The sequence below is a fragment of the Massilia sp. 01N410 genome (assembly GCF_056399665.1).
Genome location: NZ_JBFTRV010000017.1, coordinates 32191 through 48966, shown reverse-complemented (window position 1 = coordinate 48966; position 16776 = coordinate 32191). Strand labels below are relative to the sequence as shown.

The 16776-nt window shown below is 66.1% G+C and carries 14 protein-coding genes; 7 read left to right on the top strand and 7 right to left on the bottom strand.

Annotation, left to right across the window (positions count from 1 at the left end; all coding sequences use genetic code 11):
* Positions 1-104 precede the first annotated feature (104 nt).
* Positions 105-956, bottom strand: a complete 852-nt coding sequence (gene kdsA, locus AC1DOP_RS20520) for a 3-deoxy-8-phosphooctulonate synthase (RefSeq protein WP_442123486.1) — start codon at positions 954-956, stop codon at positions 105-107.
* The gene (locus AC1DOP_RS20515; RefSeq protein WP_442123485.1) at positions 953-2626 is read right to left on the bottom strand and encodes a CTP synthase; all 1674 of its coding nucleotides are present in this window, start codon (positions 2624-2626) and stop codon (positions 953-955) included. The genes kdsA and AC1DOP_RS20515 overlap by 4 nt, the downstream gene beginning before the upstream one ends.
* A gap of 236 nt (positions 2627-2862) precedes the next feature.
* On the opposite strand from AC1DOP_RS20515, the gene AC1DOP_RS20510 reads away from it, so the two are divergent.
* From AC1DOP_RS20510 to AC1DOP_RS20495, 4 genes are all read left to right on the top strand, one after another.
* Complete coding sequence (locus tag AC1DOP_RS20510) at positions 2863-3981, top strand: YjgN family protein (protein WP_477253036.1); 1119 nt, start codon at positions 2863-2865, stop codon at positions 3979-3981.
* A 5-nt stretch (positions 3982-3986) separates the two neighbouring features.
* The gene (locus AC1DOP_RS20505; RefSeq protein WP_477253034.1) at positions 3987-5102 is read left to right on the top strand and encodes a M48 family metallopeptidase; all 1116 of its coding nucleotides are present in this window, start codon (positions 3987-3989) and stop codon (positions 5100-5102) included.
* A 135-nt stretch (positions 5103-5237) separates the two neighbouring features.
* The gene (locus tag AC1DOP_RS20500; RefSeq protein ID WP_477253032.1) at positions 5238-6917 is read left to right on the top strand and encodes a methyl-accepting chemotaxis protein; all 1680 of its coding nucleotides are present in this window, start codon (positions 5238-5240) and stop codon (positions 6915-6917) included.
* 149 nt (positions 6918-7066) lie between these two features.
* The gene (locus AC1DOP_RS20495) at positions 7067-7480 is read left to right on the top strand and encodes a PRC-barrel domain-containing protein (protein ID WP_442123482.1); all 414 of its coding nucleotides are present in this window, start codon (positions 7067-7069) and stop codon (positions 7478-7480) included.
* 70 nt (positions 7481-7550) lie between these two features.
* On the opposite strand, the gene AC1DOP_RS20490 is transcribed toward AC1DOP_RS20495, so the two are convergent.
* Positions 7551-8876 carry an amidohydrolase gene (locus AC1DOP_RS20490; RefSeq protein WP_477253029.1) on the bottom strand — a complete coding sequence of 442 codons (1326 nt, stop codon included), beginning with the start codon at positions 8874-8876 and terminating at the stop codon, positions 7551-7553.
* 305 nt (positions 8877-9181) lie between these two features.
* Between AC1DOP_RS20490 and AC1DOP_RS20485 the strand changes: the two genes are divergently transcribed.
* Positions 9182-10888: a methyl-accepting chemotaxis protein gene (locus AC1DOP_RS20485; RefSeq protein WP_477253027.1), complete on the top strand. Its 1707-nt coding sequence runs from the start codon at positions 9182-9184 to the stop codon at positions 10886-10888.
* A 133-nt stretch (positions 10889-11021) separates the two neighbouring features.
* Here AC1DOP_RS20485 and AC1DOP_RS20480 read toward each other — a convergent pair whose 3' ends face one another.
* Complete coding sequence (locus tag AC1DOP_RS20480) at positions 11022-14183, bottom strand: error-prone DNA polymerase (RefSeq protein ID WP_442123479.1); 3162 nt, start codon at positions 14181-14183, stop codon at positions 11022-11024.
* Between the two features lie 93 nt (positions 14184-14276).
* Here AC1DOP_RS20480 and AC1DOP_RS20475 point away from each other — a divergent pair, with 93 nt between their 5' ends.
* Positions 14277-15044, top strand: coding sequence for a PhzF family phenazine biosynthesis protein (locus AC1DOP_RS20475; RefSeq protein WP_442123478.1), 768 nt, complete (start codon positions 14277-14279; stop codon positions 15042-15044).
* Position 15045: 1 nt separating this feature from the next.
* A complete protein-coding gene (locus tag AC1DOP_RS20470; RefSeq protein WP_477253025.1) occupies positions 15046-15600 on the top strand; it encodes a hypothetical protein in 555 nt (184 codons plus the stop codon).
* Here the strand turns inward: AC1DOP_RS20470 and AC1DOP_RS20465 are convergent.
* From AC1DOP_RS20465 to AC1DOP_RS20455, 3 genes are read right to left on the bottom strand one after another with little or no spacing between them, the layout of a single operon-like run.
* Positions 15533-15949, bottom strand: coding sequence for a DUF1801 domain-containing protein (locus tag AC1DOP_RS20465; protein WP_477253023.1), 417 nt, complete (start codon positions 15947-15949; stop codon positions 15533-15535). The two genes, AC1DOP_RS20470 and AC1DOP_RS20465, sit on opposite strands and share 68 nt — an antisense overlap.
* Positions 15946-16374, bottom strand: a complete 429-nt coding sequence (locus AC1DOP_RS20460) for an SRPBCC family protein (RefSeq protein ID WP_442123540.1) — start codon at positions 16372-16374, stop codon at positions 15946-15948. Before AC1DOP_RS20460 ends, AC1DOP_RS20465 begins: the two co-directional genes overlap by 4 nt.
* Complete coding sequence (locus AC1DOP_RS20455) at positions 16374-16706, bottom strand: ArsR/SmtB family transcription factor (RefSeq protein ID WP_442123475.1); 333 nt, start codon at positions 16704-16706, stop codon at positions 16374-16376. The genes AC1DOP_RS20460 and AC1DOP_RS20455 overlap by 1 nt, the downstream gene beginning before the upstream one ends.
* Positions 16707-16776 lie beyond the last annotated feature (70 nt).

Below are 16776 nucleotides of genomic sequence, written 5' to 3'. Positions count from 1 at the left end.
AACCCAAGTTTGCAAGAGCAGTCGAGATGCAAGCAGAACCTGGCCCCCCGCCTTCGCGGGGGCGACGTAATTTATACGTGCGTGTTCTTAATACGTGCAGCAGCTTATTCGAAGTTGGATTCGATAAAGCCAGCTTTTTTAACGATACGATCGATCTCGACCAGGGTCGTCAGCAATTCCTTCATGCGTCCCAGCGGCACCGCATTCGGACCGTCCGACAGCGCGCAGGCCGGGTTCGGGTGGGTCTCCATGAACAGGCCCGACACGCCGGCGGCCACCGCGGCGCGCGCCAGCACCGGCACGTGCTCGCGCTGGCCGCCGGACGAGGTGCCCTGGCCGCCCGGCAGTTGCACCGAGTGGGTCGCGTCGAACACGATCGGGCAGTTCGATTCGCGCATGATGGCGAGCGAGCGCATGTCCGACACCAGGTTGTTGTAGCCGAACGAGACGCCGCGTTCGCAGGCCATGAACTGGTCCGGCAGGCCCACTTCCGCAGCCGCCGCGCGCGCCTTGTCGATCACGTTCTTCATGTCGCCCGGCGCCAGGAACTGGCCCTTCTTGATGTTGACCGGCTTGCCCGAACGCGCGACGGCGTTGATGAAGTCGGTCTGGCGGCACAGGAAGGCCGGGGTCTGCAGGACGTCGACCACGCTGGCCACCATCGGAATCTCTTCCTCGGTGTGGACGTCGGTCAGGACCGGCACGCCGATCTCCTTGCGCACGTCGGCCAGGATCTCCAGGCCCTTCTCCATGCCCGGACCGCGGAACGATTTACCGGACGAGCGGTTGGCCTTGTCGAACGACGATTTATAGATGTACGGGATACCCAGCGCGCTGGTGATTTCCTTGAGCTGGCCGGCGACGTCCATCGCCATCTGGCGCGATTCGATCACGCAGGTACCGGCAATCAGGAAGATCGGTTGGTCGAGGCCGACTTCGAATCCGCAAAGCTTCATGCCACTTCTCCTTGCACGGCCGGGGTGTTCGCGGCCTGTTTGTTGTCGGCCTGGTGGACCAGGGCCGCCTTGATGAACGAGGTGAACAGCGGGTGGCCGTTACGCGGGGTCGACTTGAATTCCGGGTGGAACTGCACGCCGATGTACCACGGGTGGTTTTCGCGCGAGAGTTCCATGATCTCCAGCAGGTCTTCGTTCGGCGTACGGGCCGACACCACCAGGCCGGCCGCTTCGATCTTCGGCAGGTAGTAGTTGTTGCCTTCGTAGCGGTGACGGTGGCGCTCGGTCACGACGTTGCCGTAGATCTCGGCGGCCAGCGTGCCCGGATTCACCGCGCAGGTCTGGGCGCCCAGGCGCATGGTGCCGCCCAGGTCCGAATTCACGTCGCGCTTCTCGACCTTGCCGTCGTGGTTCTGCCACTCGGTAATCAAGGCGACGACCGGCTGGTCGGTTTCCGGATCGAACTCGGTCGAGTTGGCGTTCGGCAGGCCGGCCACATGGCGCGCGTATTCGATCAGCGCAACCTGCATGCCCAGGCAGATGCCGAGGTAAGGGATCTTGTTCTCGCGGGCATAGCGCGCGGCCATGATCTTGCCTTCCACGCCGCGCTTGCCGAAGCCGCCCGGCACCAGGATGGCGTCGTACTTGGCCAGGTGGGCGCAGCCGGTGCTCTCGATCTCTTCCGAGTCGATGTACTCGATGTTGACGCGGCTCTCGGTGTGGATGCCGGCGTGGCGCAGCGCCTCGGTCAGCGATTTATAGGACTCGATCAGGTCGACGTACTTGCCGACCATGCCGATGGTCACTTCGTGCTTCGGGTTTTCCAGCGTGTGGATCAGCTTGGTCCACATCGACAGGTCGGCCGGCGGCGCATCGATGCCCAGCGCTTCCAGGATGATGTCGTCCAGGCCCTGGTCGCACAGCACCTGCGGCACCTTGTAGATGGTGTCGACGTCCCACACGGAAATGACGGCCTGCTCTTCGACGTTGGCGAACAGCGAGATCTTCGCACGCTCGTCGTCCGGGATGCGGCGGTCGGCGCGGCACAGCAGCGCGTTCGGCGAAATGCCGATCTCGCGCAGTTTCTGTACCGAGTGCTGGGTCGGCTTGGTCTTGAGTTCGCCGGCGGAGGCGATCCAGGGCACCAGGGTCAGGTGGACGAAGGCCGCGCCCTTGCGGCCCGAGCGCAGCGACAGCTGGCGCGCGGCTTCCAGGAAGGGCAGCGACTCGATGTCGCCGACGGTGCCGCCGATCTCGACCAGCGCCACGTCCACGCCTTCGGCGCCGCGGCGGATGAAGTCCTGGATCTCGTTGGTGATGTGCGGGATCACCTGCACGGTCTTGCCGAGATACTCGCCGCGGCGTTCCTTGCGGATCACCGATTCATAGATCTGGCCGGTGGTGAAGTTGTTCACCTTGCGCATGCGGGTGCTGATGAAGCGCTCGTAGTGGCCGAGGTCGAGGTCGGTCTCGGCGCCATCGTCGGTGACGAACACTTCGCCGTGCTGGGTCGGGCTCATCGTGCCCGGGTCCACGTTGATGTACGGGTCGAGCTTCAGGAGGGTGACTTTGAGACCGCGCGATTCGAGGATCGCGGCGAGGGAAGCGGCCGCGATCCCTTTACCCAGGGAAGACACGACGCCGCCAGTGACGAATACGAATTTGGTCATTGTGCAGAAGGTGCCGAACGGCACGCGCGGGAAATTGAAATTATACCTTAATCCTGCAAATACTTCTTCAATACAACTTGGCAACAGGTCGTAAAGGCGCACCACGGCGTCGCTTTCGCGCCAAGACGTGGCATATCCGACTCAGCCTGCATCGACAGCTCTTGCAAAAATTGCCAAAATGTGAAGACGGGCCTTACACTTGCATCTTTCTTCCATGCCAACATCGAACCCGGACCATGATCGAGCAAACCCTCGAAACGGACACCCCCCTGCAGCTGGATGACGAGGCGCCGCCGGCCTTCGGTTTCAGCGGCAGCGGCGCCGAATATTTCCGCATCTGGATCGTCAACCTGCTGCTGACCGTGGCCACGCTCGGCATCTACTCGGCCTGGGCCAAGACCCGCCGGCTCCAGTATTTTTACCGGAACACCCAGCTGGCCGGCGCGAGCTTCGACTTCCGCGGCGATCCGAAGGCCATCCTGCGCGGCCGCATCCTGGCCGTCGTACTGCTGGTGGCCTACCACTATGCCTTCGGCTTCTCGCTCGAGGCCGGGGTGGCCGTGGTCGCCGTGCTGCTGGCCGGGCTGCCCTTCATGATGCTGTCGGCGCTGCGCTTCCGGCTGTCGAACGTCTGGTACCGCGGCCTGCCCTTCGGCTTTCGCGGCAGCGTGCGCGATGCCTACCGCGTCTACCTGTTGCCGGTTGCCGTGTTCGTGCTGCCCGGCGCCATGATCGCGCTCATGCCCAATAGTAAATTCTCCGGCGCGGCCTTCCTGCTCTACCTGGCCTGGCCGCTGATCCACGGCGCCACCCGCTGCTACCAGCAGGAGCACCTCATGTACGGCAACCAGCGCGCCGGCTTTTCGCTGACCACCACCGAACTGGCGACACCCTATCTGCAAGCCGTGTTCGCCGCCATGGCATTGCTGCTTCTGTTCGCCGTCACGGTCATCGTAGGCATGAGCCTCGGCAAGCCGCAGGGCATGAACCGCTTCGTGTACGTCCTTATCGTCATCGTGCTGGCCTACCTGATGATCGTGCTGACCGGACCGCTCATCGTGGTACGCATGAACAACCTGGCGTGGTCGGCCACCGCCTTCCCCGGCGTCGAGATCGCCTGCACGATGCGCGCCCGCACCTACCTGCGCCTGCAGACCGTCAACGTGGTCCTGACCCTGCTGACCCTGGGGCTGTTCCGTCCCTTCGCCGCGGTGCGCACCTGGCGCTACCGGGTGGCCCACCTGAGCGTATCGGCCCCGGCCGGCCTCGAGCAGGCCGCCCGGATGGCGGTGCCGCGCAGCACGGCGGCCGGCGACGGCGTGGCCGATTTCCTCGGCGTCGACCTGTCCTGGTGAAGCGCATGATGACCGCTCACTTCTTCGACGGGCGCAGCGCGCGCCTGCATCCCGCCCGACTCGACGTGCAGGCCGGGCAGCTCCACGTGTCGACGCCCTCGTTCGTGCGCAGCTACCCGCTCGACGGCGTGCGCCTGGCCGAACCCTTCGCCGCCGCGCCCGCCGTACTGCGCTTCGAGGACGGCGCCAGTTGCGAAGTGCCGGCCGGCGACGCCCAGCGCGAACTGCTGGCGGCGATCGGCTACCGCAAGAGCCGCGTGATGCGCTGGCAGGAGCGCTGGCCGCTTGCCCTGCTGGCCCTGGTCCTGTTGCTGTCGCTGCTCGCCTTCGTCTATTTCCGCGTGCTGCCGGCAGCCGCCGAACGCATCGCCGCCAGCCTGCCGCCCTCGGTCGACGCCTCCCTCGGCAAGAGCGCGCTGGCCGCCCTCGAGGCCCGCGGCCTGCTGGCGCCTTCGCGCCTGAGCGACGAGCGCATCGCCGAGGTCCAGGCCCTGCTGCCGCGCGTGCTGCCGCGCCATCCGCGCATCCCGGTGCGCCTCATCGTGCGCGACGCGCCGAGGTGGGGCGCGAACGCCATGGCCCTTCCGGACGGCACCATCGTCGTCACCGACATGATGGTGCGCCTGGTCCAGAACCGCCGCAACGAACTGACGGACACCGGCCGGGAACAGCTGGTTGCCGTGCTCGGACACGAGGTCGGCCACCTGGAACTGAGGCACAGCGCGCGCATGCTGGCCAGGTCTTCGCTGACCGCCGCCCTGTCGGCAACGCTGTTCGGCGACTTCAGCGCGGTGGCGGCCGGCCTGCCGGCCGCTCTGTCGCAGGCGGAATATTCGCGCGCGATGGAAAGCGACGCCGACCGCTACGCCCTGGCCGTGCTGCGCCATAACCGGATTCCGGTGATGTCCTTCATCGAGGCGCTCGGCAAGCTGGAAGACCAGCACCGCGCGCGCGGCATTACGCCGCAATGGCTGCGCGAGGGCATGGACTATATGTCGAGCCACCCGAAGACGGCCAAGCGGATCCTGGACCTGCAGGACGCAACCGACGACGAGAAAGAGGAAGCTCGGCTTGCCGGAAAGGAGATTGAAGAGCTATTCCATGCGAAAGGCATGAATTGATAACGAACGGCTAAGGGATGTTGGGCCGATGCCGCAGAATGTTGCCAAGATGTTCCCAAAAGCAACAGGGATTACTGCATCGAAAGTACAATCTTTTGTGAATATTCACTAATGGTTTCGCTTTCGAGGACAGTCATGGGTTTTTTCAGTCAATTCAATATCGGTAAACGGCTCGCCATCGGCTTCTCGCTGACCCTGGTGATGGCCGTGCTGATCGCCGGCGTCGGCATGTCGCGCCTGGCCAAGGTGGCCAACGAATCCACCCAGGTGCTCACCGTCCCCCTGGCCAAGGAGCGCCTGGTCAATGAGTGGTACGTGCAGATCTTCGCGGCCGTGCGCCGCACCGCCGCCATCGTCAAGAGCAGCGATCCCTCGCTGGGCGACTACTTCAAGGAAGACGCGGCCGCCACCGGCAAGCGCGCGGCCGACCTGGTCAAGCAGATCGAACCGCTGATCGCCGCCGGCGAAGAAAAGGCGCTGTGGGACCGCATCGGCGAACTGCGCAAGCGCTATTCGACGGCGCGCGACGCCGCGGTCAAGGCCAAGGCCGACGGCGACACCGAGCAGGCAAGCAAGATCCTCGACGAGAAATTCACCCCGGCCGCCAAGGCTTACCAGGAAGCCGTGCAGCAGCTGGTGGCCATGCAGAACGCGCGCATCGATGCCGCCAAGAGCGACATCCAGGCCGGCGCCGGCGCCAGCGAACGCCTGATCACCGTGCTGACCGTGTGCGCGGTCGCCCTCGGCGCGATCAGCTCGATCCTGCTCACCCGCGGCATCGTCGGCCCGATCCGCGAAGCGGTGGAAGTGGCCGAGACCGTGGCTTCCGGCGACCTCACCCGCCACATCGAGTCGGACGCGAAGGACGAAACCGGCGCCCTGCTGCGCGCGCTGCGCCACATGAACGACAGCCTGGTCGGCATCGTCGGCGAAGTCCGCGGCGGCACCTCGGCGATCCACGGCGCGGCCGGCGAGATCTCGGCCGGCAACCTCGACCTCTCCTCGCGCACCGAGCAGCAGGCCGCCGCGCTGGAACAAACCGCGGCCTCGATGTCCCACCTGACCGACACCGTGCGCCAGAACGCGGACAACGCGCGCCAGGCCAACCAGCTGGCGATCACCGCCTCCAGCGTCGCCACCAAGGGCGGCGACGTGGTCGGCCAGGTGATCCTGACCATGGGGTCGATCAACGAATCGTCGAGGAAGGTCGTCGACATCATCGGCGTCATCGACGGCATCGCCTTCCAGACCAATATCCTGGCCCTGAACGCGGCGGTGGAAGCGGCGCGCGCCGGCGAGCAGGGCCGCGGCTTTGCCGTGGTGGCGAGCGAAGTGCGCACCCTGGCCCAGCGCTCGGCGGCGGCGGCCAAGGAAATCAAGGCCCTGATCGACGACTCGGTCGGCAAGGTCGATGCCGGCGCAAGGCTGGTCGACCAGGCCGGCGACACGATGGGCCAGGTGGTGGATGCGATCCAGCGCGTCACCGACATCATGGCCGAGATCGCATCCGCCAGCCAGGAACAGACCGACGGCATCGAACAGGTGAACCAGGCCATCGCCCAGATGGACGAAACCACCCAGCAGAACGCGGCGCTGGTCGAGGAATCGGCGGCAGCCGCCGGCTCGCTGCAGGACCAGGCTGCCAAGCTGGCCCACGCCGTGGACGTGTTCAAGGTCGAGCGCCAGGCCCGCCTGGCCCCGGCCGCACCCTCGCGCATCGAACCGGCCGCCGGCCTGCCCGCCGTGCGCCCGCAGCCGGCGCCGAATTCGACGCGCTCTGCAGCCGCCGTCGGCGATGGCTGGGAAGAGTTCTGATTCGTAGGGTGGGCTCTCCGAGCCCACGCCGTATCTGCCGCGCGTGTGCACGGTGTGCCCACCCTGCCTCCGTCTGAAGACCGTGCGCGTCCGAACAGAGTTTGTCCCGACTCGGGTTATCCTTGCGCTTCCAGATCAAGGAGGTGGAGATGTCCTACGAGGAAAGAGACGACTACGGCATGTACAAGAACAAGCACGGCAAGGGACCGGGCCCGGAAATGATGGGCGCGAATACCCTGATCGGCGACCATGTCCATAACCTGCAGAACGAGCACCTGGGCGTCATCAAGGAGTTCATGGTCGACATGCGCAGCGGTGCCATCGCCTACGCGGTGATGTCCACCGGCCGCTTCCTGGGCCTGGGCGAAAAACTGTTCGCGGTGCCCTGGCAGGCCCTCACGCTGGATACGCGGCACAAGCGCTTCACGATGGACATTCCAAAAGAGCGCATCGAGAACGCGCCCGGATTCGATACCGACCACTGGCCGGACATGGCCGACCTCGAATGGGTCGGCGCGGTGCATGACTACTTCGGTACGCAGCCGGTGGAAACCGGCGCATAAAAACGTCGCATGAAAAACGTCATCCCCGCGAAGGCGGGGACGACGGATCAAACGCTAACGGTGCTGACGATTACTTCTTCGGCGCCATCAGATCCAGCAGAATCGCAGTCTCGGCCTTGATGGTATTCACCACGGTCGGCTTGAAGTCCGGCGCCCATTGCGGCGAGTGGGTGCCCGGCAGCGGTTCGCCGGCCTTCCTGGCGGCTTCCAGGCGCTTGCCATCGACCGCGCCGACGTGCAGCAGGATCGCCTTCACGCCCGGCTGCAGGCCGTACTGCGAGAAGTCTTCCGAGGTCATCTTGGCCGGCATCTCCTTCACGAACTCGGGGCCGACGGCGCCCTGCACCACCTTCACCATGCGGCCGATCAGCTCCGGATCGTTGTAGACCGAATCGGTGCCCGGCTCGACTACCACCAGCGGCTCCTTCGGCGCGCCGGCGGCCATGGCTTCGCCCTTGGCTTCGCGCGCGATGCTCGCCAGGATGCGCTTGCGCACTTCCGGCTTGAAGGTACGCACCGACAGCTGCAGCTTGACCTGGTCCGGAATGATGTTGGCCACGGTGCCGCCGTGGATGCTGCCCACGGTGATGACGGCCGGATCGATCGGGTTGTTCTCGCGCGAGACCAGGGTCTGCAGCGCCATCACGATGCGCGCGGCGATCACGATCGGGTCGCGCGCCTCGTGCGGCACGGCGCCATGGCCGCCCTGGCCATTGACGGTGATGGTGACCACGTCCGACGAAGCACGGAACGGGCCGGCGTGGTACATGATCGTACCCGACGGCATGGTGGCGTCGTCGTGGAAGGACAGTGCGTAGTCAGGCTTCGGGAAGCGCTTGAACAGGCCGTCCTTCAGCATCGCTTCGGCGCCGTGCACGGTTTCTTCCGACGGCTGGCCGATCAGCATCAGGGTGCCGCTCCAGGCCTTGCGGTTTTCCGCCATCAGCTTGGCGGTGCCGTACCAGGCCGACATGTGCAGGTCGTGGCCGCAGGCGTGGGCCAGGGCGACGGTCTCGCCGGCGGCGTTCTTGGTGGTCGCCTTGCTGGCGAACGGCAGGCCGGTCTTTTCCTGGACCGGCAGCGCGTCCATTTCGGTGCGCAGCATCACGGTCGGGCCGGGGCCGTTCTTCAGGATCGCCACCACGCCGGTGCCGCCGACGCCGGTGGTGACCTCGAAGCCCAGGTCCTTGGCCAGCTTGGCCAGCTTGGCGGCGGTCTGGTGTTCGGCGAAGCCGATTTCCGGGTTGCGGTGCAGGTCCTGGTACAGGCTTTCGATCGCCGGGTAGTTGGCGTTCAGCTGTTCCGCGAACGGTGCGGGCAGCGTTGCGGCGCCGGCGCTGCCGCCGATGAGTCCGGCCAGGAACAGGGTGTTACGGAGGATGCTGGATGACTTCATTGCGTATTTACTCTTTGCGTGATGAGACAAAAAAAGCGGCGGACGAGCCCGGCCTTCTTTTTTACGCTAACAGATCATTCAGGATGTAACAATGTTCAATTTAACAATCCCACGGGTAAAGTGTCGGATATTCCCTACAAAATGTTGCAAAAATTTTTCCATAAAGAATTTTTTCATTCCTGAAAGAAATTTCCGTCAGTACAATTCAGTCTTCTCCGGCCCAGCCCCCAAGACACGTGTCCACGCTCCAGTTCGAGCTGCTTCCTTCACGCGTGGCCGGCCGCAATTCGTACAAAGGAATATCGATGGGATTCGTTGCAAACATCAAGATCGGCAAACGCCTTGGACTCGGCTTTGCCGTCATTCTCGCGATGACGGTGGTCATTTCCGCCGTCGGCGCCTGGCGCATGGCCCAGGTGGCCGACGCGACCAGGAACATGATGGCCGTGCCGCTGGCCAAGGAACGTTTGATTACCGACTGGTACACGCTGAACTTCGCGTCGATCCGCCGTACCGCGGCCATCGCCAAGAGCTCCGATCCGTCGCTGGGCGCCTACTTCAAGGAAGACTCGGCCGCCTCGGTGAAGAAAGCCGCCGAGCTGCTCAAGCAGATCGAGCCGCTGATCGCCGCCAGCGGTCCGGAAAAGGAGCTGTTCGCGAAGATCCTGGAACAGCGCAAGGTGTACAGCGCCTCGCGCGACGGCACCGTCAAGGCCAAGGCCGACGGCAACGCGGAAGAAGCGGCACGCATCCTCGACAAGGAATTCACCCCGGCGGCGCAGAAATACCAGGACCTGCTGCAGCAACTGGTCACCATGCAGCGTGACAGCATGGACGCCACCGCCAGCGGCATCGACGGCAACGCCGACGGCGCCACCAAACTGATCGTGATCCTGTGCGGCTGCGCGGTGCTGCTGGGCGGCGTGATCTCCTGGGTGCTCACCCGCGGCATCGTGCTGCCGATCCGCCAGGCGGTCGGCGTGGCCGAAACCGTGGCAAGCGGCGACCTGACCCACGACATCGTGGCCAACACCAAGGACGAAACCGGCGCCCTGCTGCGCGCCCTGCGCCACATGAACGACAGCCTGGTGGGCATCGTCAGCCAGGTCCGCGGCGGCACCGACACCATCGCCACCGCTTCGCGCGAGATCAGCGCCGGCAACCTCGATCTCTCCTCGCGCACCGAGCAGCAGGCGGGCGCGCTGGAAGAGACGGCGGCCTCGATGGAAGAGCTGACCACCACCGTGCGCCAGAACGCCGACAACGCACGCCAGGCCAACCAGCTCGCCATCGCTGCCTCCCAGGTGGCGACCCAGGGCGGCGCCGTGGTCGGCGAAGTCGTTACCACCATGGGCGAGATCAACGATTCGGCCAACAAGATCGTCGACATCATCAGCGTCATCGACGGCATCGCCTTCCAGACCAATATCCTGGCGCTGAACGCGGCCGTGGAAGCGGCCCGCGCCGGCGAACAGGGCCGCGGCTTCGCGGTCGTGGCGGGCGAAGTGCGCACCCTGGCCCAGCGCTCGGCTGCGGCCGCCAAGGAAATCAAGGAACTGATCACGGCCTCGGTGGCCAAGGTCGACACCGGCGCCAGGCTGGTCGACCAGGCCGGCGCCACCATGGAACAGGTGGTGACCAGCATCCGCCGCGTGACCGACATCATGGGCGAGATCACCAGCGCCAGCCAGGAACAGACCGGCGGTATCGAACAGGTCAACCAGGCCATCGGCCAGATGGACCAGGTGACCCAGCAAAACGCGGCCCTGGTCGAAGAAGCGGCGGCCGCCGCCGCCTCGATGCAGGACCAGGCCGCCAAGCTGGCCGAAGTGGTCAGCGTGTTCAAGCTGGATCGCTCGCACGACTTCGGCGCGGTGGCTGCGGCGCCGGTCAAGGCCGTGCCGGCGCGGCCGGCCCTGCCGCGCGCAAGCACCCAGGTGGTGAAGGCTGCGTCCGCCAGACCGGCGAGGACGTCGAAGCAGGCGGTTGAGGCGGATTGGGAAGAGTTTTAAGCGTTAGCTTGTAAACGTCGCCCCCGCGAAGGCGGGGGTCCAGGTTCTGCCGGCGCAGTCGAAACGCGAACAAACTTGGGTCCCCGCCTTCGCGGGGACGACGGTGGAGTTTCGCGGGAATGACGGCTACACGCTAACAAAAATCCCGGCTGCGCGTATCCAGATTCCCCAGCAGGTGCGACATATCCACCAGCCGCTTGGCTACCAGGTGGCGTACCTCCCCTTCCCTCTGCCAGATCCCGTACACGCCCAGCAGGTGCGCATTCAGCACCTCGCGGCGCTGCCGTTCGACCAGGCTGGCCCACACGATCACGTTCACGTTTCCGGTCTCGTCCTCGATAGTGAGGAAGAGCACGCCCTTGGCCGTGCCCGGGCGCTGGCGCACGGTGACGATGCCGCAGGCGCGCGCCAGCTGGCCGTTGGCGAAGTCCATCAGCACCTCGGCCGGCAGGAAGCGCTTCGCCAGTAATTGCGGCCGCAGCAGCGCGAGCGGATGGCGGCCCAGCGTGAGTCCCTGGGCGCGGTAGTCGCCGACGATCTCCTGTCCCTCGCTGGGCGCCGCCAGCACCGGCACGTCTTCTTCCAGCGAGGCGGGTCGCAGCAGGTCCTTGTCCGGCACCGACCCCACCGCCTGCCACAGGGCCTGGCGCCGGTGTCCGGCCAGCGCCTGCAGCGCATTCCCGCCGGCCAGCACCTGCAGGTCGCCGCGGTCCAGGTTCGCGCGCCGCGCCAGGTCGGCCGTGTCAAGGAAGGGGCGGATCGCGCGCGCCAGCTCGATGCGCTCGGCCGCCTCCTTGCCCATTCCCCTCAGCAGGTGCAGGCCGAGGCGCACCGCCGGCTGGGTGGACGAGGCCTCGCCCCTTTCTTCCAGCGCCGACTCCCAGCCGCTGACGGCGACGTCCACCGGGCGCACCTCGATGCCGTGGCGGCGCGCATCCTGCACCAGCTGCGAGGGACTGTAGAAGCCCATCGGCTGGCTATTCAACAAGGCGCACAGGAAGGCCGCCGGCTCGTGGCACTTCAGCCAGGAGCTGGCATAGGCCAGCAGCGCGAAGCTGGCCGCATGCGATTCCGGGAAGCCGTATTCGCCGAAGCCCTGGATCTGGCTGAAGATCTGCTCGGCGAACGTCAGGTCGTAGCCGCGCTTCAGCATGCCGCCGACGATGCGCTCGTAATACTTCTCGAGCCCTCCCTTGCGCTTCCAGGCCGCCATCGCGCGGCGCAGCTGGTCGGCTTCGCCGGGCGTGAAGCCGGCCGCCAGGATCGCCACCTGCATCACCTGCTCCTGGAAGATCGGCACGCCCAGCGTGCGCTCCAGCGCCACCTTCATTTGCGGACTCGGGTAAGTCACCAGCGACGGATCCTCGCGCCGCTTCAGGTAGGGGTGCACCATGCCGCCCTGGATCGGCCCCGGACGCACGATGGCCACCTGGATCACCAGGTCGTAGAACTGCCGCGGCTTCATCCGCGGCAGCATGCTCATCTGGGCACGCGACTCGATCTGGAATACGCCCACGGTATCGGCCGCGCGGATCATGCGGTAGGTGGCCGGGTCGTCGTGCGGGATGTCCTGCAGTTCGAACACCATGCCGTGGCGCCGGCCGACCAGCTCCAGGCAGCGTCTCAGCATCGACAGCATGCCCAGCGCCAGCACGTCGACTTTCATCAGGCCCAGCTCCTCGAGGTCGTCCTTGTCCCACTGGATCACGCTGCGCTCCGCCATCGTCGCATTCTCGATCGGCACCAGGCGCGAGAGCTTCCCGCGCGCCATCACGAAGCCGCCCGGGTGCTGCGAGAGATGCCGCGGAAATCCGAGCAGGCGCTGGGCCAGCGAAGCCCACTGCTGCGACAGCGTCGCTTCCGGATCGAGGCCGCTCTCGGCCAGGCGGTTCAGCAGGTCCGCCTTGCCGTCGAACCAGTGGTGCTGCTTGCAGACCTTCTCGATGATGGCGAGGTCGATGCCGAGCGCCCGCCCGCTGTCGCGCAGCGCGCTTTTCGGACGGTAGCTGATCACCACCGCCGCCAGCGCGGCGCGGGTGCGCCCGTATTTCTGGTAGATGTACTGGATGACTTCTTCGCGGCGCTGGTGTTCGAAGTCGACGTCGATGTCGGGCGGCTCGTTGCGCTCCTTCGAGATGAAGCGTTCGAACAGCAGGCTGGCCCGCGCCGGGTCGACCTCGGTGATGCCGAGGCAGTAGCAGACCGCCGAATTGGCGGCCGAACCGCGGCCCTGGCAGAGGATGTGCCGGGAGCGGGCGAAGCGCACGATGTCGTACACGGTCAGGAAGTAGTGCTCGTAGCGCATCTCGGAGATCAGCTGCAGCTCGTGCTCGATCTGGGCCTGCACCCTGGCCGGGATGCCGTCGCGGAAGCGCCGGTGCGCGCCGATCCAGGTTTCGCTGCGCAGGTAGCTGGTGGCCGTGTGGCCGGGCGGGACCACTTCGTCCGGGTATTCGTAGCGCAGCTCCTCCAGCGAGAAGGTGCACAGGCCGGCGATGCGCAGGGTTTCCTGCAGCGCCGCGCGCGGATAGATGTTGGCGAGGCGTACCCGCGAACGCAGGTGCTGCTCGGCGTTCTGGGCCAGCTGGTAGCCGCATTCGGCAACCGGCTTGCCGATCCGCGTCGCGGTAAGTAGATCCTGCAAGGGCTTGCGGGAACGTACGTGCATCACCACGTGGCCGACGGCGACGATCGGCAGGCCGTGCTGCCAGCCGACTTCCTCGACGGTGGCGCGGTGGGCGTCGTCGAAGGCGCGGTGCAGCAGGTTCAGGCCGATCCAGGCGCGGCCCGGAAAGGTCAGCGCCATCCAGGCCGCCTGGGCGTGCAGGCGGTCGACGCCTTGCTGGTCGTGGCCCGGATAGGCCGGCAGCAGGATCGCCAGGCAGTCCGGCATGCCGTTTTCCAGGTCGGCGGGATGCAGCAGGTAAGTTCCTTTCCCGCTGCGGGTGCGCCCGAGCGTGATCAGTTCCGACAGGTTGCCGTAGCCGTTGCGGTTCCGGGCCAGCAAAATGAGGGACAGCGCATCGGCGCCGTCCGCGTGCTTCAGGTGGAAATGGGCGCCGATGATGAGCGGCAGTTTTGCGCCCTTCGCCTCCGCATGCGCGCGCACCACGCCGGCCAGCGAGCACTCGTCGGTGATGGCCAGCGCCGCATAGCCCAGCTGCACGGCGCGCGCCACCAGTTCTTCCGCGTGCGATGCGCCCTGCAGGAAGGAGAAGTTCGACAGGCAGAACAGCTCCGCATACTGGGGCAGGCCAAGGTGCAGGCCAAATTGGGAAGATGGCTCGGATGGCATCGTGTGTCTGGGCAAATAGATCTACAATGGTCTTGGAAAAAGACAATACTGTATAAAAACACAGTATAACTGACGACTTCAGCATTTGCGAACATGCACGTACACGAATTGATTTGCTTCGGGGCCCACCCCGGCGACGGCAACCCGGCGCTGGTGATCGAAGACGACGGCATGGCCCCGGCCGCACGCCAGGCCTTTGCCGCCGCGCGCAACACCACCTGCGTCTTCCTGTCCCGGGACCGGGAGGTCGACTACTTCTATCCGCACATGCGCAGTCCGCTCTGCCTGCATGCGACACTGGCGGTGGCCGCCGTCCTGCTCGAACGCGAGCAGGACGCGCAGGCGATCACCGTGCGCACCGCCATGAAGGGCCAGGCACTGGAACTGTCGCGCGAGGACGGGCGCTATTTCGTGAAGCTGGCGCCGCAGACGGTGCCGCAGGCCGCCATCGGCGGCGACGGGATCGCGGCCCTGCTGAACGCACCCGGCCTGGTCCTGGCCTCGCGGCCGCGGGTGGCCTCGGTCGGCAGCCCCAAGCTGCTGGTCGAAGTGGAGGATGCGGACACGCTGTACGGCCTGGCGCCCGACCTGGCCGGCATCGCGGCCTGGGGCAAGGCGAACGGCGTGAACGGCCTGTATGTCTACTGCCGCTTGGAGGAAGGCGTTTATGAAGGCCGCAATTTCAACCACCTCGATGCGGCGCTGGAAGACAGCGCGACCGGGGTCGCGGCCGGCGCGCTGGCCGCGGCGCTGGGGCATGGCCTGGTGCTGCGCCAGGGCCGGGCGACGGGACGGGATTGCCTGATCCAGGCGCGGGTCGAGGATGGGGCCATCCTGGTCGGCGGAGCGGCCGAGGGCTAGCATGCATCCGGCCATCAGGTTCATCTCGCTTGCCGCCCTGCTCGCCCTGGGTGCCTGCGCCTCGAAGACGGTGTCGCGGATGGGCAGCGCCGCCGCCGCCCCGCTCAACGATCTCGGCATCACGAAACAGGATGTGCCGGCCGTGCTCGAGAAAGCCAAGGAAAATCCCTACCGGCCGCCGGAGAACCGCAGCTGCACCGCCATCGCGCGCGAGATCCGCGAACTCGACGAGGCGCTCGGTCCCGACTACGATGCGCCGCCCTCGGCAAAAGACGAGGACACTTTCATGAACAAGGCGTCCGACGTGGCGGAGGACCAGGCCGTCGGCGCGGTCCAGCGGACCGCCGAAGGCCTGATCCCCTTCCGCAGCTGGGTGCGCAAGCTCAGCGGCGCCGAGCGGCATTCGAAGCACGTGTCCGCCTGCATCACGGCAGGGTCGGTGCGCCGCGCCTACCTGAAAGGCCTGGCCGCCTCGCAGCGCTGCGCCTTCATGCGCAGGCCGGCGCCTTCGCCCGCTTCGGCTTCGTCTTCGTCTTCGTCTTCGCAGACGCATTGAGCGCGGCCGCGGCGCGGATCAGCGCCTTGAAGGCCTCGGCATCGACCTCCTCGCCTTCGCGGATGTCGATCGCGCGCCGCGCATTGCCGTCCAGGCTGGAATTGAACAGCTTCGCGGGATCGTCCAGCGAGGCCCCCTTCAGGAAGGTCAGCTTCACCCAGGACTTGTAGGACTCGCCGGTGCAGAGGATGCCGCCGTGTTCCCAGACCGGCGTGCCCATCCACTTCCAGCTCTCCACCACATCGGGGATGGCTTCGTGGATCAGCGCGCGCATCCGCGCCAGGGTGGTGCCGCGCCAGTCCCGCAGGCTGGCGATGCGTCCGTCGATCAGTACGGAGGCCTCGCTCATGCCGCCGCTCCCAGCCCCGCCAGCACCTGGTCGAGCGACGCGAAGAACTTGTTCCAGCCGTACCGGGCGCCGTGGTAGGCCTGGTCCTGGTCCGGACGGAAGCCGCTCTGTTCCATGCGCAGGCGGGTGCCGGCGCCGCTGGGCGTGAGGGTCCAGGTGACCACGCTGTCCAGGCCCATCGCGGCCCAGGTATAGGACAGGCTGCGCTGCGCTTCGATCTCGAGCACTTGGCAGTCGACCGAGCCCCAGTCGCCGTGCAGGCTGAAGCGGTGGTTCGCGGCCGGCACGAAGTCGTTCTTCATCAGCCAGGCCTCGATCAGGTGCGGCTGGGTGAGCGCGCGCCAGATCTTCTCGGGCGCATGCGCGAACTCGCGTTCGACGGTGACGGTGCGGAGTTCAGGAGCAAGCTGCGGCGAAGCATTCATCATTGGTCCATCCTTTTCAAAAGGTCATCGAGGTCATCGAACCGGTCTTCCCAGAACCGGGACATCTGCTGCGTCCAGTCGACCAGCGGGGCGAGCGCTTTCAACCGGGCGGAATAATGGGTCTGGCGTCCCTCGTGCCGGTCGCTGACGAGTCCGGCCTGCTTGAGGATGCCGAGGTGCTTCGACACGGCCGGCTGCGAGATCCCGGCCTGGGCCGTCAAGGCCCCGACGGTCTGCTCCCCTTCGCGGCACAGCCGTTCGAACAGGGCCCGGCGGGTGGGGTCGGCGAGGGTCCTGAAAATGGCGTCGGGGGTGTCGGGTGTCTGTTCCATCTGAATTCATAACTGCATGGTTATGGATTAAGTATAACCACGCGGTTATGAATAGGTCAAGCGGAACTAA